At 65.3% G+C, this 19,975-nt stretch carries 31 protein-coding genes and 1 tRNA gene; 16 read left to right on the forward strand and 16 right to left on the reverse strand.

Going from position 1 to position 19,975, the window contains the following annotated elements; genetic code table 11:
* Position 1 precedes the first annotated feature (1 nt).
* Complete coding sequence (locus BLP73_RS00580) at positions 2-493, reverse strand: helix-turn-helix domain containing protein (protein WP_090739585.1); 492 nt, start codon at positions 491-493, stop codon at positions 2-4.
* A gap of 274 nt (positions 494-767) precedes the next feature.
* On the opposite strand from BLP73_RS00580, the gene BLP73_RS00585 reads away from it, so the two are divergent.
* Complete coding sequence (locus BLP73_RS00585; protein WP_090739586.1) at positions 768-968, forward strand: hypothetical protein; 201 nt, start codon at positions 768-770, stop codon at positions 966-968.
* A 2-nt stretch (positions 969-970) separates the two neighbouring features.
* Here BLP73_RS00585 and BLP73_RS00590 read toward each other — a convergent pair whose 3' ends face one another.
* The 9 genes from BLP73_RS00590 to BLP73_RS19980 all read right to left on the reverse strand — a co-directional run bounded on the left by BLP73_RS00590 (position 971) and on the right by BLP73_RS19980 (position 7,861).
* A complete protein-coding gene (locus BLP73_RS00590) occupies positions 971-1,303 on the reverse strand; it encodes an HNH endonuclease (protein WP_090739587.1) in 333 nt (110 codons plus the stop codon).
* Positions 1,304-1,723: 420 nt separating this feature from the next.
* The gene (locus BLP73_RS00595; protein WP_139165864.1) at positions 1,724-2,464 is read right to left on the reverse strand and encodes a hypothetical protein; all 741 of its coding nucleotides are present in this window, start codon (positions 2,462-2,464) and stop codon (positions 1,724-1,726) included.
* 634 nt (positions 2,465-3,098) lie between these two features.
* On the reverse strand, positions 3,099-4,928 hold the full coding sequence (locus tag BLP73_RS00600) for a DNA primase family protein (RefSeq protein ID WP_090739589.1): 1,830 nt from the start codon (positions 4,926-4,928) through the stop codon (positions 3,099-3,101).
* Positions 4,928-6,070 (reverse strand): DUF7146 domain-containing protein, encoded by a 1,143-nt coding sequence (locus BLP73_RS00605; protein WP_090739590.1) that lies wholly within the window; start codon positions 6,068-6,070, stop codon positions 4,928-4,930. Before BLP73_RS00605 ends, BLP73_RS00600 begins: the two co-directional genes overlap by 1 nt.
* Positions 6,060-6,311, reverse strand: a complete 252-nt coding sequence (locus BLP73_RS00610) for a hypothetical protein (RefSeq protein WP_090739591.1) — start codon at positions 6,309-6,311, stop codon at positions 6,060-6,062. Before BLP73_RS00610 ends, BLP73_RS00605 begins: the two co-directional genes overlap by 11 nt.
* Before the next feature lie 50 nt (positions 6,312-6,361).
* Complete coding sequence (locus BLP73_RS00615; RefSeq protein ID WP_090739592.1) at positions 6,362-6,658, reverse strand: hypothetical protein; 297 nt, start codon at positions 6,656-6,658, stop codon at positions 6,362-6,364.
* A 3-nt stretch (positions 6,659-6,661) separates the two neighbouring features.
* Positions 6,662-6,949, reverse strand: coding sequence for a hypothetical protein (locus BLP73_RS00620; RefSeq protein ID WP_090739593.1), 288 nt, complete (start codon positions 6,947-6,949; stop codon positions 6,662-6,664).
* A gap of 350 nt (positions 6,950-7,299) precedes the next feature.
* Positions 7,300-7,635 (reverse strand): hypothetical protein, encoded by a 336-nt coding sequence (locus tag BLP73_RS19275; protein WP_175453170.1) that lies wholly within the window; start codon positions 7,633-7,635, stop codon positions 7,300-7,302.
* On the reverse strand, positions 7,595-7,861 hold the full coding sequence (locus BLP73_RS19980; RefSeq protein ID WP_090739594.1) for a helix-turn-helix domain-containing protein: 267 nt from the start codon (positions 7,859-7,861) through the stop codon (positions 7,595-7,597). The genes BLP73_RS19275 and BLP73_RS19980 overlap by 41 nt, the downstream gene beginning before the upstream one ends.
* 11 nt (positions 7,862-7,872) lie before the next feature.
* Here BLP73_RS19980 and BLP73_RS00630 point away from each other — a divergent pair, with 11 nt between their 5' ends.
* The 12 genes from BLP73_RS00630 (at position 7,873) to BLP73_RS00680 (ending at position 12,856) form a co-directional block, all read left to right on the forward strand.
* Complete coding sequence (locus tag BLP73_RS00630) at positions 7,873-8,286, forward strand: helix-turn-helix domain-containing protein (RefSeq protein WP_217630619.1); 414 nt, start codon at positions 7,873-7,875, stop codon at positions 8,284-8,286.
* Positions 8,287-8,520: 234 nt separating this feature from the next.
* Complete coding sequence (locus tag BLP73_RS00635; RefSeq protein ID WP_139165865.1) at positions 8,521-8,730, forward strand: hypothetical protein; 210 nt, start codon at positions 8,521-8,523, stop codon at positions 8,728-8,730.
* Positions 8,727-8,957 (forward strand): hypothetical protein, encoded by a 231-nt coding sequence (locus BLP73_RS00640; RefSeq protein WP_090739596.1) that lies wholly within the window; start codon positions 8,727-8,729, stop codon positions 8,955-8,957. The genes BLP73_RS00635 and BLP73_RS00640 overlap by 4 nt, the downstream gene beginning before the upstream one ends.
* Positions 8,954-9,211: a hypothetical protein gene (locus tag BLP73_RS00645; RefSeq protein WP_090739597.1), complete on the forward strand. Its 258-nt coding sequence runs from the start codon at positions 8,954-8,956 to the stop codon at positions 9,209-9,211. Before BLP73_RS00640 ends, BLP73_RS00645 begins: the two co-directional genes overlap by 4 nt.
* Entirely contained in the window at positions 9,208-9,381 is a 174-nt protein-coding gene (locus BLP73_RS19280) for a hypothetical protein (RefSeq protein ID WP_175453187.1), read from the forward strand. The genes BLP73_RS00645 and BLP73_RS19280 overlap by 4 nt, the downstream gene beginning before the upstream one ends.
* A gap of 2 nt (positions 9,382-9,383) precedes the next feature.
* On the forward strand, positions 9,384-9,776 hold the full coding sequence (locus tag BLP73_RS00650) for a hypothetical protein (RefSeq protein ID WP_090739598.1): 393 nt from the start codon (positions 9,384-9,386) through the stop codon (positions 9,774-9,776).
* Positions 9,773-10,039, forward strand: a complete 267-nt coding sequence (locus BLP73_RS00655; protein ID WP_139165866.1) for a hypothetical protein — start codon at positions 9,773-9,775, stop codon at positions 10,037-10,039. Before BLP73_RS00650 ends, BLP73_RS00655 begins: the two co-directional genes overlap by 4 nt.
* Positions 10,036-10,272: a hypothetical protein gene (locus BLP73_RS00660; RefSeq protein WP_090739600.1), complete on the forward strand. Its 237-nt coding sequence runs from the start codon at positions 10,036-10,038 to the stop codon at positions 10,270-10,272. The genes BLP73_RS00655 and BLP73_RS00660 overlap by 4 nt, the downstream gene beginning before the upstream one ends.
* Positions 10,269-10,913 carry an HNH endonuclease gene (locus BLP73_RS00665; protein WP_090739601.1) on the forward strand — a complete coding sequence of 215 codons (645 nt, stop codon included), beginning with the start codon at positions 10,269-10,271 and terminating at the stop codon, positions 10,911-10,913. The genes BLP73_RS00660 and BLP73_RS00665 overlap by 4 nt, the downstream gene beginning before the upstream one ends.
* 64 nt (positions 10,914-10,977) lie before the next feature.
* Positions 10,978-11,553, forward strand: coding sequence for an MT-A70 family methyltransferase (locus BLP73_RS00670; RefSeq protein ID WP_090739602.1), 576 nt, complete (start codon positions 10,978-10,980; stop codon positions 11,551-11,553).
* Positions 11,553-11,792 (forward strand): helix-turn-helix domain-containing protein, encoded by a 240-nt coding sequence (locus BLP73_RS00675; protein WP_175453188.1) that lies wholly within the window; start codon positions 11,553-11,555, stop codon positions 11,790-11,792. The genes BLP73_RS00670 and BLP73_RS00675 overlap by 1 nt, the downstream gene beginning before the upstream one ends.
* A complete protein-coding gene (locus tag BLP73_RS00680) occupies positions 11,756-12,856 on the forward strand; it encodes a tyrosine-type recombinase/integrase (protein WP_217630620.1) in 1,101 nt (366 codons plus the stop codon). Before BLP73_RS00675 ends, BLP73_RS00680 begins: the two co-directional genes overlap by 37 nt.
* An 81-nt stretch (positions 12,857-12,937) precedes the next feature.
* Here BLP73_RS00680 and BLP73_RS00685 read toward each other — a convergent pair whose 3' ends face one another.
* The 6 genes from BLP73_RS00685 to BLP73_RS00705 form a co-directional block, all read right to left on the reverse strand.
* Positions 12,938-13,888, reverse strand: a complete 951-nt coding sequence (locus tag BLP73_RS00685; RefSeq protein ID WP_090739604.1) for an SDH family Clp fold serine proteinase — start codon at positions 13,886-13,888, stop codon at positions 12,938-12,940.
* On the reverse strand, positions 13,860-14,066 hold the full coding sequence (locus BLP73_RS18905) for a hypothetical protein (RefSeq protein ID WP_139165867.1): 207 nt from the start codon (positions 14,064-14,066) through the stop codon (positions 13,860-13,862). Before BLP73_RS18905 ends, BLP73_RS00685 begins: the two co-directional genes overlap by 29 nt.
* A 252-nt stretch (positions 14,067-14,318) precedes the next feature.
* Positions 14,319-14,395, reverse strand: a tRNA-Arg gene (locus BLP73_RS00690).
* A gap of 44 nt (positions 14,396-14,439) precedes the next feature.
* The gene (locus BLP73_RS00695) at positions 14,440-14,739 is read right to left on the reverse strand and encodes an MliC family protein (RefSeq protein ID WP_175453189.1); all 300 of its coding nucleotides are present in this window, start codon (positions 14,737-14,739) and stop codon (positions 14,440-14,442) included.
* Entirely contained in the window at positions 14,739-15,203 is a 465-nt protein-coding gene (locus BLP73_RS00700) for a GNAT family N-acetyltransferase (protein WP_090739606.1), read from the reverse strand. Before BLP73_RS00700 ends, BLP73_RS00695 begins: the two co-directional genes overlap by 1 nt.
* A 57-nt stretch (positions 15,204-15,260) precedes the next feature.
* Positions 15,261-16,388: an aminotransferase class V-fold PLP-dependent enzyme gene (locus tag BLP73_RS00705; protein ID WP_090739607.1), complete on the reverse strand. Its 1,128-nt coding sequence runs from the start codon at positions 16,386-16,388 to the stop codon at positions 15,261-15,263.
* Between the two features lie 138 nt (positions 16,389-16,526).
* Between BLP73_RS00705 and BLP73_RS00710 the strand changes: the two genes are divergently transcribed.
* Genes BLP73_RS00710 through BLP73_RS00720 form a run of 3 tightly spaced genes read left to right on the forward strand, consistent with a single transcriptional unit; the run spans position 16,527 to position 19,872 of the window.
* Positions 16,527-17,225: a type 1 glutamine amidotransferase gene (locus BLP73_RS00710; RefSeq protein ID WP_090739608.1), complete on the forward strand. Its 699-nt coding sequence runs from the start codon at positions 16,527-16,529 to the stop codon at positions 17,223-17,225.
* Entirely contained in the window at positions 17,222-18,577 is a 1,356-nt protein-coding gene (locus tag BLP73_RS00715; RefSeq protein WP_090739609.1) for a glutamine synthetase family protein, read from the forward strand. The genes BLP73_RS00710 and BLP73_RS00715 overlap by 4 nt, the downstream gene beginning before the upstream one ends.
* A complete protein-coding gene (locus BLP73_RS00720) occupies positions 18,574-19,872 on the forward strand; it encodes an NAD(P)/FAD-dependent oxidoreductase (RefSeq protein ID WP_090739610.1) in 1,299 nt (432 codons plus the stop codon). The genes BLP73_RS00715 and BLP73_RS00720 overlap by 4 nt, the downstream gene beginning before the upstream one ends.
* Positions 19,873-19,975 lie beyond the last annotated feature (103 nt).

Here is a 19,975-nt window from a genome sequence, read left to right on the forward strand (position 1 = left end):
GTCAGTTCGGGCGCCGGTAGCCCGGCGTCAGGTCCGACCCCCAGAGGCTGCCTTCGCCGCCGGCGGTCTCGGCCGCTTTCTGCGCTGCCTCCTTCTTGCCGAGCGGCTTCTCCGGCTTCTCGGCCGGCGGAGCGTCCTGCGCATCCTGGAACTTGCGCCCGGCGACCATCTGGTCATTGCGCTCCAGCATCTTGCCTAGTTCCTTGATGGCGCCGACGTTGCCCTTGTTCGCCTCTCCCATCAGCAGCTCGAACCGGCGAAGGTCCAGCTGGTCGCGCGCCAGGTCCCGCGTCTTGAGCTCGGCTCTAAAATAGCGCTTCAGCGTCGCCGCCGAGATCCCGACGCCGTTCGCGATGCGATCGTTCGACCAGCCGAGTGCCAGACCGAGCCTGATTTTGTTCGCGATTTCCGGCGTCGCCTCGAACCGGGGGCGGCCGCGCTCGCCCCGGCCCGGCCGGACCGGGTTGCCGAAGAGGTCGAATTTCGCGTCCATCAGAAAAAAATCTCCGGCTGAGGGGGACGTGGGTCGTGGCGCTCAGGTGCTCCGAACTTTTGACCCACCCCCCTCTCATGCAGGCTTTTTTTGGTTGCACAGTTTCTGATCAGATCGGGCAGACCAAGTGATATTTTAAGGGCCGGCCCGGCGGCTGCAGTACTCACGAGAGATCCGCTCTGCACCCCGCATCTCCGGCGAAGGTGGCAGTAGCCCCGCTGATCATTCGGTGCTCATAATCAGCGATCATCAATCAGCACGAGAGGAGGTTCTAGTGCAGGTCTTTGATTATCTCGTTATTAGGAAGTCCGATGGCGCTGAGATTGTCTCAGCATCCATTGTTGACGCCATGGATGCCGGCCTTGAGCCAATGAAGCTCGCAGTTGCCGCAGCATTGCTGCACTCGCACCCCATGGCGAAGGGGCTGAAGTTGAGTGATCTGGAGATCCACATGGCCCCGCAGCATCTGCCGTAAACCTACGCCGGAATGACGCGCCGCTCTTCCCTCTGCTTGTCGCTGTTGTGGCAGCCCGCGCATAGGCACTGCAGGTTCTGCCGATCAAAGAACAACTCATAGTCTCCGCGGTGCGGCTGCACATGGTCCGCAACCATTTCCCGGCTCTCGCCAACATGCGCGCACCGTCGGCAGGTGAAGTGCTCCTGCACCAGGACCTCCCACCGCAGCGCCTTCCATTGCGGTGTCTTGTACCAGCGGCGCCAGGTATCGACGCGGTCCCTCGCTCGGACGGGTGCGGGCGTGTCAGCGCCACGCGGCTTCATCTGGCGCCCGCGCGGCGTGAGCTGCTTCATCCTGCGCACGAGCAGCGCCCTCCCGTCAGCAGCCTATCAAAATGAGCGAGGAAGTTGCGGAGTAACGCGAATACCCTGTGCAAAAGGGCAACTTCCGGATGTGACAACCTGAGAGTAGGTAAGACGGGTAAAGAGTAACCAGAAGGTGTTCCGTGTTCCCTGCTCAACAAGTTCCAGTTTCCCGACTTCCCCTGACCACTGCAGACTGGCAGCTTATCATGACCGCAATCAGCGCCTATGGGCACAACAGCCAGTATCGCGACTTGATGAACCGTCTGCAGGCCCCCGCGCCAGCGAAGAATGTTCCGGGCTCAAACGTCTGGCTGCACCACTCCTAAAGACGAGCGCCCGCGGGGGATGATCCCTGCGGGCGCACGTCTGGATAATAGTGATTCTGGTCTCACAGAGCGCCATAACTGGTCAAGAGGTTTTTTGCGACCGGTAGCCGATCATGGCATCCAACGCCCCGCTCAACGCCTCCAGCGCAGCCTTGGCGTTGCGACCATTGTCCTGCCAGCTGAACAGCGCCAGAACCTGCTTGATGCTGTAGCCCTTCAGGCAGATGCCGTCGATCAACTCGCGGCGCGTGAAGATGTAGGGCGCCCGCTCGCCGGGCGCCAAGACACGGCCACGCTGCGACGGCCGGATACGGCGCAGCACCATTGCTGGCTCATCACCGAGGCGGAGGCGCATCCTCTCCAGCTCGGCCGTGTACTCCATCCGCAGATCCATCCAGTCGCGACCAGCGCCACTTCCGAATGAGGCTTCAAGACTTGACAGCTTTGTGCCATCAGCCGCCAGCAGCTCAACCAGGTGGCCGTAGCGCCGCCCGATGGCAATCTGGCCCGGCGTCAGCGGGGCAGGGCGCTTGGCGCGAGCAGCGGCTGCCAGCATGGCGTCGAAGACATCAGCTGCACGGATAGCCGACCTGCCGCCGTAGCCGCGGTGCACGGCCTCCACCTTGTCCGAGCCGACCGGCAGCAGTTCGACCTGCCGTGCCAGGACAAAGCCACCGCGGGCCGGGGAAGGCGCGATGTCCGGCCCGCAGCGATCGGGGATCGAGCACGCTGCCGCGGCCGCCCGCAGCCGCGCCGCCTCCGCTGCGATCCGGTTCTCGGGCTGCTTTTCGGCCATTGCCGCCATCCGATCCAGATAGGTCATCCCCTGGTCCCGCCCGTGATCCTTCATTTTGTGGTTCTTAACCATGGTTCTACTACCCGTTGTTTCTTGTCTTCTAGGTTCAGGGAGGACAGGGAGGTTCTGAAAAAAGTGAGGGAGGAAAAAGGGAGGATAGAGAAAGGGAATAAGTCAGGGAGAACAGGAGGTTGAAGCGTTCAGGGAGTGTAGGGAGGATATTTCCGGACTAACGCATATGAGAGACATCTCCATCTGACCCTCTTACTCCGCGCGCGCGCGCATATGCGTAGGTCGCAAATTACCTCCCTACACTCCCTACACTCCCTCAACGCCCCCGAACCCCCTGATTTTGCTACATCCACACCCCGCGCCCCTGTCCTCCCTATCCTCCCTGCAGGGAGGAATTACCTCCCTGATCGCAACAGGCGAGAGGGGGGTGCGGGGGCCTGCGCATTCCTGATCGAAGGCCGGCCAGTGCCACCGGCCGGCATCCTCCCTCATCTTCGCGACGATCTCGGCGACGGGCACTGGAACGCGGCCGCGCCCGCCGCACGGCTCGCAGCGCTCCGGTATGCCGATCGGCCAGCACCGGGTGTAGCCGGCGCCCTCGCAGACGTCGCAGGGCCGGCCATGGCCGCACAGGTAGAGGTTCGGGCCGCTACCCACGCCGCGCCCCTGTCCAGGTGACGTGGCCATCGATATCGGTTGGCAGGTCCTTCCTGAAGGTGTCGGCAAAGCGGATCCCGTCGTAGCGCATGATCCCGCTCGATTTCCGGTCGGTGAAGCCCTTGCCTGTCTTAGGACTTCGCCAGTTGCGGCTCTTCTCCTTCAGGCGCCGAGATATGGTCTTGTCGCCCCACTGGCCTTCGCCGCGACGGTCGAGCCAGAAGTTGAACGCGGCCACGAGGTCCTTCGTGTAGAGGCTATCGGCCGGATCACCGCTGACGACGCAGGCGGTGTCGAGGAACATGCCGATCGGGTCTGACTCCTCGCGGTACTCGCGGGTGGCATCGAGGACGGCTGCCGGCTCCTGGAGTCCGCTTACGAGGTAGGACTGAAGCCCCTCGACCAGCCAGTTGAGGATGCCGGACCGCTCGGCCCAGAGCTTGTCGCCGAGGTTCGGGTCACGCTCGTGCTTCGGGATCTGGACGTCGAATGGCACCAGGAGCACACGGCGCCAGATCCCGTCATCGAGGCCGCGGATCTCGGGCTTGTGGTTGCCGCTGATCGTCAGCTTGAAGATCGGCTTCACCTCGACGAAGTCGCTGTGGAGCGCACGGATCAGCATTGGCTCACCTCCGGTCAGCTCCTTGATGATGCCTTCCTGCAGCTTCTCCCCCTCTTCAGGCTCCGAGGCCCGGACGAAGCGGGCGCCCATCAGCGGAACGAGGTCGGGCGTGGCGTCTCCGCCGCCACGCCTGTTGCGGCCGGTCAGAGACTCGATCTTGGCGGTGCTGGCATAGTCTCCCATCATCCGGGCGATCAGGTCGACGAGGACTGACTTTCCGTTCGCGCCGCCGCCGTAGAAGAAACACAGCTTCTGCTCGCCAGTCAGCGCCGTCATGCTCAGGCCGAGCCAGCGCTGAAGGAAGCCTCGCATCTCGGGCTGCGGCTGGACCCGTTGCAGGTAGGCGTCGAAGATCGGGCAGGTGGCGCGGGGATCGAATTCGACCGGCATGATCTTGGTGGCGTAGAGGTCGCGGGCGTGCTCGAGCAGCTGCACCGTGCCGGCCGGGCCGAAGCCCATGTCGCCGGTTGGATCGACGGAAAAGCGCAGCACCCCGGAGGCGCAGTTGACATCGAGCGGCTGTGCGTCGAGCAAGTCCAGCGGCCGCGCCAGGCTCGTTTGCGCCTCGGTCATCGCAGCCTGGATACGGGCCGTGTTGCCCGAGGTCCTCGCAAAGCCTCTATGATCCTTCCGCTTGCTGGTAAGCACCTTCTCGAGGTTCGCCAAGTCCGCCAGGCGCGCCGAAAGCGTGTCGCGCTCGGTACGCGCCGCCTCGGCCTCCTCGCCGCCTCGCGAGATGACGTCGTCGAGCTCACGGGCGCGAATCCGGACCGCGCGCAGCTGGCCGAGCTTCTCCATCTGCCATTCCTCGAGGACGAGGTAGGGCACTTCCTGCTCGATCAGGGAGCTGAGCTTCTGCGCCCGGCGGCGCGCCTCGATCTCGTCCGCGTCCTTCTGCCAGCGGGTGCCGGACCAGACGAACCAGCCGACCCGAGGCACCCACAGGACGTCCTCGCCGAAGTGGCAGTAGAAGCGCTGCCCGTTGCCAAAGTCGTTCAGGGGGAAATGGGCGCAGTCGCGAGGAGGATTCGGGCCATCGGCATCAGGGGGCGCGGGGGTGTCCGAGTTGTAGCTGGCGCCGGGATCCTGTGGGTCCGGCTGCTGGTCGCCCTCGTCCGGCAGGTCCATATCCTCGGGCAGATCCACTGTCTCACCTGCGGCCATGGCCGCGCGCACCTTCTCGATACCGTCGTTGCTCATCAGTCCCCCTTGCAGACGGGTTCTGCGCCCATCAGCAGGTCGTTCATGTCGATGCCATCGCCCGGGTGGACGATCTTGGCGGTGAGGCCGCGGCGCAGCGCCATCGCACGACGCAGGCCAGCCTGAAGCTTCGCCTTGGTCAGCTTGGGCTCGCTGTCGCCATCCTGGACGTAGACGAGGTGCTTCACGCTCGCCGGGGGCACGAAGGCCTCCTGGTCCGTCAGGTCGGGAATACCGGCGTACTTCAGGCCGGGGCCAAGCTTGCGGGCGCCGGCCATGTTGCCGAGGTCGACGCCTGCCCAGTAACCGGTTCGGCCGCGCGGCCCCCCGATCATCGCGGACATCGTGGTCTCGATGCCCTCGGCCATAATAAGGTGCTCCATCTCGATCGGCGTATGGATGCGGATGGCGCCACCCTTCTTGCTGCCATAGACCTTCTTCGACGGCAGCAGCTCGTCCGGCTTCTTCGGGTGCCGTGCAACGACCTTGCCCTTAGGCTGGTCCAGGTCGATCCAAGTCCGGTGCACGCCTGTGATGCTGTGGTCGGGGCCCTGGATGGCCGCCAGCATGGCAGGGCCCTCATGCACCGTCACATATTCGCCGCGCCGGCTGTCGTCTGCCACGACCAGGCGCGCGGCCGGTTCGTACCGGAAGCAGCGGGGCAGCCGGGCGTTTGCGCGTACGGTGAGGCCGCGCCGCGCCAAGTAATCCACGACCAGCGTCCCATCGGCAGGCAGCGCATAATTCCAGATCTCGCGCGCCTGGCGGATGGCAAGGCACCGACGGCGCTCGGCCTCGGCCTCTCGCTCGCGCTTGTGCGCCGCCGCCCGCCGCGCCTGCTCGGCCCGCTGCTCTCGAGTCAGCTCCTGCGGCGCGCCGACAAGCCAGTCCAGGGCAGCCGGGAAGTCGAGGCCAAGCACCAGGCGCACCAGCGCGACCTGATCACCCTTGGCTTCGCAGCGGCGGCAAAGGAAGACGGCCTTCTGCAGGTTCACGCCAAAGCGGTCCGTGCCGCCGCAGCTCGGGCAGGGCCCGACCAGTTCTGCGCCAGCGCGCCGCAGCGAAGGAATGGCGAGCCGATCGACGAGCTCATTCATCGGCACCTGGTGGGCCAGCTGCAGGCGACCATCGTCACGCGTCATCGCTCGCCTCCTCCGCCGGTTGCCGGGCCAGCAGGAGCTTCGAAAACTCGCGCCGCGGGAGCGCGATCAGTCGCAAGGCCGAGGCAACGTTCAGTTCGATCCCGGCGCGCGCGGCGATGGTCTGGCCGTCCTTGCTGTCCAGGTAGCGGCGGGCTGCCTCGAGGACTCGGCCGCCGCCCTGCGGAGATCTTGCCTTGCGATCATGCTCGGCGTTGAAGTCGCTGATCGCGGAGAGGAGCACGGACGCCCAAAGACGCCGGCAAGCCGCCGCATGGTGTCCGCTGCGCAGAGTCACTTCACGCCCCGGGCTGCGTCCCAGTAGGCGCCGAGCGCCCACCGGTCGAACTCGTTCATGGCGTCTGCCAGCTGATGCGCTGCACCGCGATGCAGCCGCGCGTCCGGGTGGACGCTTGCGGCGCATGCGATCAGCGGCTCGAGGCAGGGCAGGGGGCTCGCGCGCTCGGCGCAGGTGCTGACGATTTCCTCCAGCATGCGGTGATCTTGCGAGTTGATGATCAGCGGCGGACGGGAGAGGACTCCGAGGCCATGGATCAGTGCGCGGTCCCAGTGGGTGAGCTTCAACGACATGGCTCACGCCTCCAGGTCGGCGCGGCTGCAGACCGGCCAGGTTGCGCGGCGCACGGCATCAAAAAGCTTTTCACCAGCCGCCTGCATCTCGAACTGGTCGAGGGGCGTGCAAGACATGCGATCGGCAAACTCATGCAAGGCGACTCGCAGTGGATCGTCAGGCGGAAATTCTCGATCTACCGCGATCACCGTGAGACGCAGCGCACCGGGTTCCGGCGTGCCGAGCTTTGCCTGCATGGCCACGGCGAGCGTGAAGCGCATGGCTGCAATTCTGCGGTGCGGGGTCTGCATGCTCGCCTCATCAGGTTGGACCCGGGGCGCCGATCGGGAGGAGGGATGCCGGCGCCCCGGTAGCCGCGCAGAGGGGCCGCGCGGATGGGGAAGAAAAGGACGCGGCGGTCAGGCCGCCGCGCCAGTGGTCGGCGCGAAGCAGTCAGGCACCGAAACGGTTGAAGTTTGCCCCACCGCCTTGCGGCAGCTCTCGGCCGGGCCAGCCGCAGGTTCCACGATCTCGGTGTTCCGACACCCGAGGCGGCCGAGATCGTAGCGGGGTGCACCGAACGCCGTTGCCAGCGCCAGCGGCCAGGTGCTGCGACCCGACCGGACTCCCCGCCCCGGGCAACCTGAAAGCCCGACGCCCATCATTTTCCGGTCATGATCTCGACGTAGCGCGGCAGGGTCCGCACCGCATGGTCGACGTGATGCCCGTACGGGGAGCAGTTCCCGTCGAACCAGTTGCAGGCGGTCTGGAACGTGACGTCGAAATGGACCGCGCAGATCTCGCGACTGGAGAAGCTGCTGATCATTAGCAGCGACCAGCGGCGCAGGAACGCCTCGCGGTCCGGGTTGATCCGGTGATGGACACGGCGCGCAGCCTCTCGACTGCGGCCGCGCCCCTCGAAGGGGCTGACATGGGACTTTTCAGAACGCAGTCGGCTAGGCTGCGTCGGACGCAGTGTCGGACGAGGATTGTGCATGAGAGGTCTCTTGGTTGGAGGAATTTGCAGCACGGGAACTGGTGACCCAGGCTTCGAAATCCACGGCGCCTCCGGTTGCCGCCTTAATGGCTGCAGCCATGTCGATGCTCGGCGACGCAACGCCGCGTACGAGCCGCGAGATGGTCGCCTGAGTAACACCCACACGAGAGGCAAAATCCTCCTGTCGGGTACCGCTTGCGCGCAGATATTCGCCAAGTGTCATCATGAGGTAAGTGTATGCGCGACACGCATATGCCGGTCAAGCATAAAAATACGCCGGGCGTATTCGACTTGCCGTGGGTTCCGCATGAGAATGACGCGATGAACAACATCGCGCGGTTACGGAAAGCACGAGGCTTGAGGCAGAACGACTTGGCCGACATGGTCGGGGTCACACAGCCGCACATTTCCAGGATAGAAAAGGGAGATGAGGGGCCGCCGTTGGCGCTTTTTCGACAAATTGCAGACGCCCTGCAGGTGCAGCTACCAGCGCTCTTTACTGACGAACGGACGGAAGTCGAAGAGGTGTTGATCTCGGTCTTCCGTGATCTTCCTGAGTCGCGTCGGCAGGCATGGCTTGAGATGGCACGCCTCGTTCAGATCGAAGCACAAGTAGCCGCTCAAGAAGCTGATCCAGCGAGCCATCGCTGAGCGATCGCACGATGTGAGCAAATTCACTACTTTCTTGCGGCATCTCATCCCCTCAATTGCAAGTAGAACGATAAGCGAACATCGACAGTGGCAGCAACCCGCCACGGTCGGGTGAGTTGCCTCTCCCATGACTGCCTCTAAGTAGAAATATGCGTAACAGGAATAAATATCCTTGACGCGCATATACCCTACAAGCATGTTTGCTCCTATCGCAACCCGATGGAGCCCACGGCCATGCCCTACGCCGACCAGCAGCGTTCCCAAGCCCTTCAGGCTAAAGCGCGCTTCCTCGTGACCCACCCCGAGCTGGCAGCAGCCGCCGGGCCCTTCATCCGCCGCGCCGCCTGGAGCATCCTTGTCAGCGAGCGCGGATCAACCCCGCGCCAACGGCACCGCGCCGCCAACACCACCAGCCCGGCCGATCCGGAAGGCGGTGCGGCATGAGCGCGGATCCCGATCTGCGGCAGCGCCGCCTGGACGATGATGACGACACCGGCAGCTTTGCTCGCGGTCTCTACTCCGCCTTCCTCATCTACGCTCTGGGCGCGGTGATCGTCTGGATGCTCTGGATAGTGGCCACTACGGCCTTTGCCGGCGCGGGCCGTATGCCCTCAGCCTGCGCAGAGGTCAGCCGGGCGGACTGTCCTGCGGCCGTCGAGGAGGCACGATGAACCCGCGCATGGCCGCCCTCCGCTTCCGCGCTTGGCAGATCAGTCAGGCGCATGACGGCAATCTGACGATGGCGCAGCTGGCCCAGATGCTTGACGTGCCGAGCCGAAGCCTGAGCGCTGCCCTACGCGGGCAGAAGTGGGTCCGCGCGCTGCGGCCGTCGGCGCTGGACATGCCGATCAAGCCGGAGTTCGCGAGCAGCGTCGGCTTCGAAGACATGGTGGACGCCAGGTCGTTTCTCGGGGTGCCGGCATGATTAAGGCGCCGCCCCTGGACGACCTGGTCAACACGGCGCTGGCAGCGCTCGTCTGCACCTTGGCGCTTACCGCATGCGAGCGCGCGCCTGCGCAGGCCAGCGCGCCCTTCCTCACCTGCAATTCCGACCGCAGCGGATGCGCGTCATCGACTTTGGAGATCACCCCGTGACCATGCTCGACATCACGCAAGAGCGGATGGGCCCGCACATGCTGAAGGTCCACGTCCCCGGACTCGGCGTCCTGCACCACTTCACCGCACCAGATCTCGGCGACTACCACGATCATCCGTGGGAGTTCCGCAGCACGATCCTCAAGGGCAGCTATATGGAAGAGATCCTGCTGCCAGACGGACGGGTGTTAACCGCTCCCCGGCACCAAAACGACTCGTTCATCATCACCGCCGGCTGGATGCACCGGATCATCGAACTGCCTGAAGGCCAGTGCTGGACCTGCATCGAGGTGCTGACGCCGAAGGTGCAGGAGCCGGCCTTTTACCGGCACGAGGGTGGCCGCCTGCTGCGGCGGCAATGGAACGAAGCGAATTTTGCCCAGGTGGCCGCATGAGTGATCCGATCCAGGCACAGTACGTGCAGCGCATGAACCGGCTAGCCCTTGTCATCGACGAGAAACTCAACGGCCGGCGCAAGCCGGGCAGGCCGCGGCAGCTCGCGTTCATTCTGCTCACGGCCGAGTTCGGCAAGATCGATGGCGGCCGCGTCAACTACATCTCGAACGGCGAGCGCGCCGACATGATCGCCATGCTGCGCGAATATCTGGCGCGCGTCGAAGGCCGCTACGTCGAGCCGAAGAAAGGAATGCAGCAATGAAGAACAAGCTCGGGGATTTGAACAATCACCTCTTCGCGGCACTCGAGCGCTTGAACGACGAAAGCCTCTCGGCCGAGGAGATCGAGAGCGAGGCAAAGCGTGCCAGCGCGATCGTCGCGGTCGCCGACCAGGTCGTCAGCAACGCGGACCTGCAGCTGCGGGCGGCCAAGCTCTTTGCCGATCATGGCCAAGCGGTTCTGCCCATGCTGCCGCAGATCGGCAAGAGCGAATGAAGGGGCGCGCCATCACCTACGAGCCGGAAGAGCTCGCTTGGATTGAGGCGCGCAAGGAGATGCCTCGTGCCGAGCTGCACGCGATGTTCTGCGCCTACTGGAGGCGAAAGGATGTCACGCCCGACGCGCTGAAGGCACTTTGTTTGAGGAAGGGGTGGGAGACTGGCCGCACCGGATGCTTTGTGAAGGGGCAAGTGCCGCCAAACAAGGGCAGGCGTATGCCCGAACACGTCAAGGCCAAGACCCGCGCGACGATGTTCAAGGCCGGCCATCAACCGGCGAACTATCGCGGCCCCGGGCACGAGCGCGTCGACGCCAAGGACGGCTACGTCATCTTGATCGTGGCTGAGCGAAACCCTCACACCGGGGCCGACACGCGTCCCGTGCAGAAACACCGCTATCTCTGGGAGAAGGCCCACGGACCGGTGCCGGAGGGCTATGTGTTGAAGTGCCTGGACGGAGACAAGACCAACACGGACCCGACGAACTGGACACCAATCCCCAAAGGCATGCTGCCACGCCTCGCCGGGCGCTGGTCGCCCTTGGCTTACGATGCGGCGCCGGCCGAGCTCAAGCCGACCGTCATGGCCGTAGCTCGGCTTGAGCACACCGCGCGCGAGACACGAAAAGCAAAGCGATGACCGCCGAGAGCTATGGATCCGCTTCGCCGTTCCAGCGCGTCCAGATGATCGGGGCGCTGCTGCCATGACCTCAACCCTTCGCCAGTTCCACGCGCTCCGACCCTTCGGCGGTTTCGACCTGATCATGGCCGACCCGCCCTGGAGCTATGAGATGCGCACCGAGAAGGGCGAGGGGAAGTCACCGCAATCGAAGTACGCTTGCATGTCGATCGATGAGATCCGCGAACTGCCCGTCTCCGCCTTGGCTGCTAAGGACAGCTTGCTTTGGCTCTGGGGCCTGAACACGATGCTGCCGCAGGCACTGAGCGTGATCCAGGCGTGGGGCTTCGAGTACAAGACCGGCGGTCACTGGGTGAAGATGACCAAGAATGGGAAGCTGAACATGGGCACCGGCTACTTGCTGCGCGGCGCTGGCGAGCCCTTCCTGATCGCGACCCGAGGCGCGCCGAAGACCACGAAGGGCGTCAGGTCGGTGATCGTGGGTCAGATCCGCGAGCACAGCCGCAAGCCTGAGGAAGCCTTTGCCGCCGCCGAGAAGCTGATGCCGCACGCCAGGCGCATCGAGGTCTTCAGCCGGCAGAAGCGGGCAGGGTGGTCGAACTGGGGCAACGAGACCGAAAAGTTTAAGGAGGCGGTCTGATGCCGCGCCAGGACATCTCATTCGCGCCGCGCCTGCTGCCGACGCCAGAGGCCGCAGCATATCTCGGCGTCAGCGAGACGACTTTGCGCGGCCTGCCCATCCCGCGCAAGATGCTCGGCGCTAAGCGCCTCTACGACCGCCTGGTGCTTGACGAGTTCGCCTCGAGCCTGCCCACTGAGGGCGAGGCGGAGGAGGTAAACTCGTGCGACGAAATCCTGCGGGCAATGCAGTGCGGCTGAAGCACCTCAAGACAGTCGCCAAGCCAAACGGTCGGACCTTCACTTATCTGGCCATACCCGGCCACAAGATGGTGCGGCTGCCCGACAGCCCGAGAGACAGCGCAGATTTTCTGATGGCCTATGCGGCTGCCATGGCCAGCGCGGATCCGCTACAGAAGGGACGAAAGCACGCGCCTGGCAGCATCGCAGCAGCCGTGTCCGCCTATCAGTGCAGCCCCGCTTTCATTCAGCTGGCGAGCAGCACGAAAGACCAGCGCCGTCGGCATCTGAGCCGAATCGCCGATGTGTGGGGCAGCGCGAAGCTCGCAGATCTCCGGGCCGCCCACATCGAAGCGGACATCGGGAAGCTCGCGCCCCACCCGGCGAACAACCGGCTGAAGACGTGGCGAGGTCTTTTGTCTTGGTCGCGCGAGACGAGGGCAATTTCCAAGGACCCCTCGGCCGAGGTCAAGAAGCGGAGCATCCGCAAGACCGACGGCTTCACGCCGTGGACCAAGTCGGATGTCGAGAAGTTCCGGGAGCACTGGGCCATTGGCACGCCTCAGCGACTCGCGATGGAGCTGGCCTACTGGACCGCGGCACGCGCGGCCGATCTGGTGCGGCTCGGCCCGGGCATGGTGACGCGCGACGGCTGGCTGACGTTCCGCCAGGAGAAGACCGGCGGCGAAGTTTCGATCCCGTTCTTTCGAGCTCTTCCGTCGTTCGCCTCGAGCATGGCCGCTGATCTCGCCTACCTGAAAGACGCAATCGCCGCCGCGCCCCGGCACATGACATGGCTGGTCACAGCCCACGGCACCTCCAGGTCGAAGAAGGCCTTCAGCAGCTGGTTCTCGCAGGCGGCAACGGAAGCAGGGATTGCCACTGAGAAGTCAGCGCACGGGCTCCGTAAGGCGCGAGCTCAGGCGTTAGCTGAAGCCGGTGCGACCGGGCACCAGATCGCCGCCTGGACAGGGCACGAAACGCTCTCCGAAGTACAGCGATATTCGAAGGCCGCTGACCGCCGTAGGATGCTAACTCGCGCCGAGCCGGAGCAACTTAGTTCTCCCGGTCAAGCAAAAGCCTGAAGCAACTGCAATGATCAGGCTTTGCGCACCGGTGTTGTCCAGCTTACTAGCCGGCGGCTCATCGCCCCACGAGTAGGCATATTAGTTTTGCTGAGGCTGCATCATCTGTAGTTGTGGCATCTGTTGAGCAACATGCCTGATGTTGGCTCTTCCTTCATGCGTTTCAACTATCTTGATAGCGGTTGAACTTGCCATCGTATGTGAAAAGCAGTGATGCACTGTGAGAACCGCGTCCTGAAGCTGCGGATCGTCTTCCAGCTGTATCGTCGCAATCCCTAAGTCGCGCACATGCTGGATGCTAAGATGCTTATCATGAGCCCGATTGGCCATCCCGTCTGACAGCTCGTTAACAATTGCTTCGGCCAACTGGGTCCTGTCTGGACGGTCCGCAAGCATGTTACGTTCCAACGCTTCTTGCACGAAGCGTTTGGACCAACTAATAGCGTTCTCGCACTGCGTCAGGAACGATGGAGTGTACCGGTTTAGGATAGGCGCCCACACGTGTGCTTTCACTGGGTCCTGCTGAATTTCCGCGTACGCACGCTGAAATTCTTTAACAACAATATCCGCAGGGATGCCTCCCAGCTGCGGATCGATTGGACCAAGCGAGGACTGCTTGCCCATCACAACCTCGCGACAGGAAAGCGCCATCATTGTTCCGGCAGACATCGCGATCTGCGGAATAATGGCGCGAATATTTTGTCCAAACATCTGACGCAAATAATGAACCAGAGCTTCCGTCGCAGCAATTCCGCCTCCGGGAGTGTGCAGAATTAGGTCAAGACCCCTTGCTCGCTCCATTCCGTGAATGCAGCTCATAAAGGCGTTCATGTCGTCATCATTGATGTCGGTGCCGTGGACGCCAGGCTTCGTCAAAAAGCCAGAGTAGTACGCGATGACGTTTCGTCCAGTCAGATCAGATAGAGCTCGTAGATACTTACGCCGAACTATATCAAGGGTGTTTTGTGCGGCGACGCTGTGAGTGGTCGCATGTTCGTGCAGTTCACCGAGAATGTCGTGCCAATTCGGCATAAAAAACCTCCTGCTGGGCCATGTTGGGATTGCGCGTGCTGGTGCTATCAAACACCGGCATAACCAACATGGCCGAAGGGAAGTCGTTCAGCGGATAGGGATTGGAGCTCACGAGGCCCGTTTCTATCAGGCTAGCAAGCTGCGCGCCGAGCGGCGACAGCGGTTCCTTGTGCGTCATGTTTTCCCCCGTCAACTTCTTCCAGGTCTAGACCTTGGGCGGCCCAAGCGGCTGCTGAGCACATCCTTCATCTACAGTCCACCATCCTACGAGCGAAATCTACAAAAACTCCTAATCGTGAGGCCGCTACTATGTTCCAAAACGGTAGCGGCGGCAATCCGAGCACAAAGATGAAGCGAATTTGGAAACCGCTCCGGCCCATGCTGGAAACCGCGACGCAGCCCGCTGAATATAAACAAACATTTCTGCTACTGGCGACCCCGGAAGGACTTGAACCCTCAACCTGGCGATTAGAAGTCGCCTGCTCTATCCAGTTGAGCTACGGGGCCGCACGTGCTGCCCTCTTAGCGCCGGGCGGGGCCGGCGGGAAGCCCTATCGCGCGGCCGTGCACTCGGACAGCAGCACCGCGTCCGCGTCCTCGGGGCCGTGACTGATCGTCGCGCTCTCGCCCTTGGTCCAGAGCTGGTAGCCCGCCCCTGCCTCGCGGTAGCGCGCGCCCGAGGCCGAGATGGCCTGCGGCATCACGCGCAGCCCGTCCTCGATCCAGGCCACCGCCAGTTCGTCCGTGAAGACCACCGGCACGCGGACCTCCCGCTCGCAGAGGAAGGTCACGGCGAGCGGCTCGGCCGCGGCCGGGCCGGCCAACAGCGCCGAGAGGAGAAGGGCACGCATCATCCAAGCTCCAGCGTCATGAAATGCGAGTTGGGATCGGGCCGGTAGCTGCCGAAAGGCGGGCAGTCGGAAAAGCCGGCCGAGGCGTAGAGGCCGCGGGCCGCCGAGAACCCCGGCTGCGTGCCGGTCTCCAGCGACAGGCGGCGGAGGCCGGCGGCGCGGGCGTGATCCAGAAGCGCGGCCAGCATCAGGCGCGAGAGGCCGCGGCCGCGATGCTCGGCCAGGACATGCATCGACTTGATCTCGGCCTCGTCCCCGTCCAGCAGCTTCAGCGCGCCCATGGCCACGGGCGCGCCGCCCTCGCGCGCGACGAAGAAGGTGAGGCTAGGGACGGCCAGCGCCTCGCGCGGCAGCATGTGGATCGACTCGGGCGGGGTCTCTGCCTGCATGGCCGCGGCGTGGCGCTGGAAGAGAAGGTCCAGATCCGCGCCGCGCGGGTCTTCCGGACGGATGGTGAGGGTCATCGGCGCCTCCTGCTGCTGCCGGCCCGTGCTAGCCGTGGGCGCAGGCGCGGGCAAGGCTCAGAGCACCTCGTCCAGCACCCGGCGCAGGCGGCCGACCGTGCCCTCCACGTCCTTCAGCTTGTCCAGTCCGAAGAGCCCGAGCCGGAAGGTCGAGAAGTCCGCCCCTTCCTCGACCGCCAGCGGCACGCCTGCCGCGATCTGCATCCCCTTGGCAGCAAAGGCGCGGCCCGACTTGATCTCGGGATCGGCGGTGTAGCTGACGACGACGCCCGGCGCCTCGAAGCCCTTGGCCGCGACCGAGCGGACGCCGCGCGCGGCCAGTTCATCCCGCACCAGCCGGCCCAGCTGCCATTGCGCCTCGCGCGCGGCGTCAAAGCCCATGCCGCGCGTCTCCTCCATCGCCGCCATCAGCCCCGTCAGCGCGTCCGTCGGCATGGTCGCGTGATAGGCGTGGCCGCCATCCTCGTAGGCCTTCATGATGGCGCGCCATTTCTTCAGGTCCAGCGCGAAGCTGTCGCTGGCCGTCCGCTCCAGCCGCTCGGCCGCCCGCGCCGACAGCATCACCAGACCTGCGGCGGGCGAGGCCGACCAGCCCTTCTGCGGGGCCGAGATCAGCACGTCCACGCCCGTCGCCGCCATGTCCACCCAGATCGCGCCCGAGGCGATGCAGTCCAGCACCATCAGCGCGCCGACCTCATGCGCGGCCTCGGCCAGCTGCGCGATGTAGTCGTCGGGCAGGATCAGCCCGGCCGAGGTTTCCACATGCGGGGCGAAAACCGCATCGGGGCGCGTCTCGCGGATGCGGGCGACGACGTCCTCCACCGGCGGGGGCGCGTAGGCGGGCTGCGGCGCGTTCCCCTGCGGGCGGGCCATCACCACCGTCGTCTCGCGCGCAAAGCCGCCGGCGTCGAAGATCTGGCTCCAGCGATAGCTGAACCAGCCGTTGCGGACGATCAGGGCATGGGCGTCCCGGCCGAACTGCCGCGCGACGGCCTCCATCGCGTAGGTGCCGCCGCCAGGGACAATCGCGACCTCGGCCGCGCCATAAACCTCGCGCAGGGTGGACGAGAGGCCGCGCATGACGCCCTGAAAGCGCGCCGACATGTGGTTCAGCGAGCGGTCGGTGAAGACGACCGAGAATTCGTCCAGCCCCTCGGGGTCGATCTGCGGATTCAGGTGCGGCATGGGCACTCCTTTCGGCTTTGCCCGGAAGCGTAGCGAAAGCGCGGAGCAGGGGCCAGCCAGCCAAAGGCCGCAGGACCCCTTGCGGGCCCCGGTGCCGGGCGACTACCTTGAGCGCAATCCGCAACTGCAAGGTTTTTCATGCGTATCGGCATACTTCAATGCGGCCAGTCGCCCGCCCAGTTGAAGGACGAGATGGGCGACTACCCCGACATGTTCCAGCGCCTGCTGGCCGGGCGGGGGTTCACCTTCCGCACCTGGCATGTCGAGGCGATGGAGTTTCCGGCCGGTGTCCATGACGCCGAGGGTTGGCTGCTGACCGGCTCGCGCCACGGCGTCTACGAGGATCACGCCTTCATCCCCCCGCTCGAGGATTTCATCCGCCGCGCCTATGCCGCCCACGTCCCGCTGGTCGGCATCTGCTTCGGCCACCAGATCATCGCGCAGGCCCTTGGCGGGCGCGTGGTCAAGCATCCCGGCGGCTGGGTGGTCGGCACGCATGACTACGACTTCGACGGAACGCCCCTGCAGCTGAATGCCTGGCATCAGGACCAGGTGGTCCAGCTGCCCCCCGGCGCCGAGGTCGCCGCCCGCAACGAGGCCTGCGAGAACGCCGCCCTCGTCTATGGCGACCGCGCCTTCACCGTGCAGCCGCATCCCGAGTTTCAGGACGACTTCGTGCAGGGCCTCATGGACACCCGCGCCAAGGGCGTCGTGCCGCCCGAGCTGCTGGAGGGCGCCGCCGCGCGGATGGGGCAGGCGCGCTCCTCCTCGGCCATCGCCGACCGGATCGAGGCCTTCCTCAAGGCGCCCCGCCAGCTTCAGGAGGGCGCGGCATGAGCGACTGGACCGACCAGATCCCGCAGGCCGCCCGCGACTTCATGGCCGGCCGCCGCCTCGACGAGGTGGAATGCATCGTCGCCGACATCGCCGGCGTCGCCCGCGGCAAGGCCATGCCCGCCTCGAAATTCGTGCGGCAGGAGAAATTCTACCTGCCCAACTCGATCTTCCTGCAGACGATCACCGGGGAATGGGCCGACAACCCCTCGGGTGCCTTCACCGAGCCCGACATGGTCATGCGCCCCGACTACACCACCGCCACGGCCGCGCCGTGGACCGCGGACTGGACCATCCAGGTGATCCACGACGCAATGGACCAGCAGGGCAATCCCGTCCCCATCGCGCCGCGCAACGTCCTGAAGCGCATCGTGAAGCTGTATGAGGAGAAGGGCTGGAAGCCCGTTGTCGCGCCCGAGATGGAGTTCTTCCTCGTCGCGCGAAACATCGACCCCAACCAGCCGATCATCCCGCCGATGGGCCGCACGGGCCGGCGCGCGGCGGCCAAGCAGGCCTATTCCATGTCGGCCGTCGACGAATACGGCAAGGTCATCGACGACATCTACGACTTCGCCGAGGCCCAAGGCTTCGAGATCGACGGCATCCTGCAAGAGGGCGGCGCGGGCCAGGTCGAGATCAACCTCAACCACGGCGATCCCGTCGCCCTGGCCGACGAGATCTTCTACTTCAAGCGCCTCATCCGCGAGGCGGCCTTGCGCCACGACTGCTTCGCGACCTTCATGGCCAAGCCCATCGAGGGCGAACCGGGCAGCGCCATGCATATTCACCATTCGGTGACGGATCTGGCGACGGGGAAGAACATCTTCTCCGACGAGAAGGGGCGCGAGACGCCCGCCTTCCTGCATTTCATCGCCGGGATGCAGAAGCACCTGCCGGCCGCCGTCGCGCTGCTGGCGCCCTACGTGAACAGCTACCGCCGCTACGTTCCCGACTTCGCCGCGCCCATCAACCTCGAATGGGGCCGCGACAACCGCACCACGGGCCTGCGCGTGCCGATCTCGGGCCCCGAGTCGCGGCGCATCGAGAACCGGCTGGCGGGCATGGACTGCAACCCCTATCTCGGCATCGCCGCCAGCCTCGCCTGCGGCTATCTGGGCCTTCTGGAGGCGGAAAACCCACGCGCCGAATGCCTCGGCGACGCCTACATGTCCGAGGACGAGCTGCCCTACAATCTCGGCGACGCGCTGGACCTGATGATCGAGAACGAGGCCATGCGCGGCGTCATCGGCCACGAGTTCACCGCGGTCTACGAATCCGTCAAGCGCAACGAATACAAGGAGTTCCTGCAGGTCATCAGCCCGTGGGAGCGGGAACACCTGCTGCTTAACGTATGAACCTGCTGCACCTCAACGACAGTCCGGGCGCCTACCCGCCCAGCCTCTACGCCGCGCAGGCCGGCGAGCCGCCGCGCCGCCCGCCGCTGCAGGGCGAGGCGCGGGCCGACGTGGCGGTGATCGGCGGCGGCTATACCGGCCTCTCGGCCGCCCTGCACCTTGCCCGGCGCGGCTACCACGTGGTGCTGCTCGAGGCGCAGCGGATCGGCTTCGGCGCCTCGGGCCGCAATGGCGGGCAGATCGGCTCGGGCCAGCGGCAGGAGGTGGACTGGCTCGAGGCGCAATTCGGCCGCGCCACGGCCCGCCGCCTCTGGGACATCGGCGAGGAGGCGAAGGCCCTGACCCTGTCGCTGGCCGCCGAGGCGGGCGTGCCCACCACGCTCGGCATCGCTCATGCCTGCCGCAGCGCCGCCGAGGTCGAGCACGCGCGCCAGCTCGCCGACCACCTCGCCCGTCACTACGACTACGACAAGGTGACGCCGCTGCACCGAGACGCCTTGGCGCGCACGCTCGGCAGCGCGGCCTACGCCGGAGGCGATCTCGACAGCGGCGCGGCGCATGTCCAGCCGCTGGCGCTGGCCGTCGGCATGGCGCGGCTGGCCGAAGCGGCCGGCGCAGTCCTCCACGAGCTGAGCGAGGTGACAGCGCTGGATCACGGCGCCCCCAGCACGATCCGCACCTCCGACGGCATCCTGCGCGCGGAGCACGTCATCCTCGCCTGCAACGGCTATCTCGGCAGCCTCGACCGGAAGATCGCCGCCCGCGTCATGCCGATCAACAACTACATCGCCGCGACCGAGCCCCTCGGCGATCGCTTCCCCGAAATCCTGCCGCAGCGCCCCGCCGCCGCCGACACCAAGTTCGTCGTCAACTACTGGCGCCTCGACGAGGAGCGGCGGCTGATCTTCGGCGGCGGCGAGACGGTCACCTACCGCTTCCCCGACGACATCAGGGCCAAGGTGCGCCCGCATCTGCTCTCGGTCTATCCGCAGCTCAAGGACGTGGCGCTGACCCATGCCTGGGGCGGCACGCTGGCGATCACGATGAACCGCATACCCTGCTTCGCGCGCCCCGCGCCGAACTGCCTCTCGGCCAGCGGTTATTCCGGCCATGGCGTCGCCCTGGCCACGATGGCCGGCCGCATCATGGCCGAGGCCGTCGCAGGCCAGGCCGAGCGCTTCGACGTGATGGAGGCAGTTCCGACGCGCCCCTTCCCCGGCGGCGCGGCACTGCGCCAGCCGCTGCTGGTCGCGGGCATGGCTTGGTACGGGTTGCGGGACAGGCTGGGGTTCTAGCGTCCCGCGACGGCCGGGGGCTCTGCCCCGTCGCCGGCTGGTTCTCGAACCAGTGGCGAACCGCCGGCGACCCCCGGGACATTTAGGCACAGAAGATGAGGGC

It is taken from the genome of Paracoccus tibetensis (genome assembly GCF_900102505.1).
In the GTDB taxonomy this organism is placed as follows: Bacteria; Pseudomonadota; Alphaproteobacteria; order Rhodobacterales; family Rhodobacteraceae; genus Paracoccus; species Paracoccus tibetensis.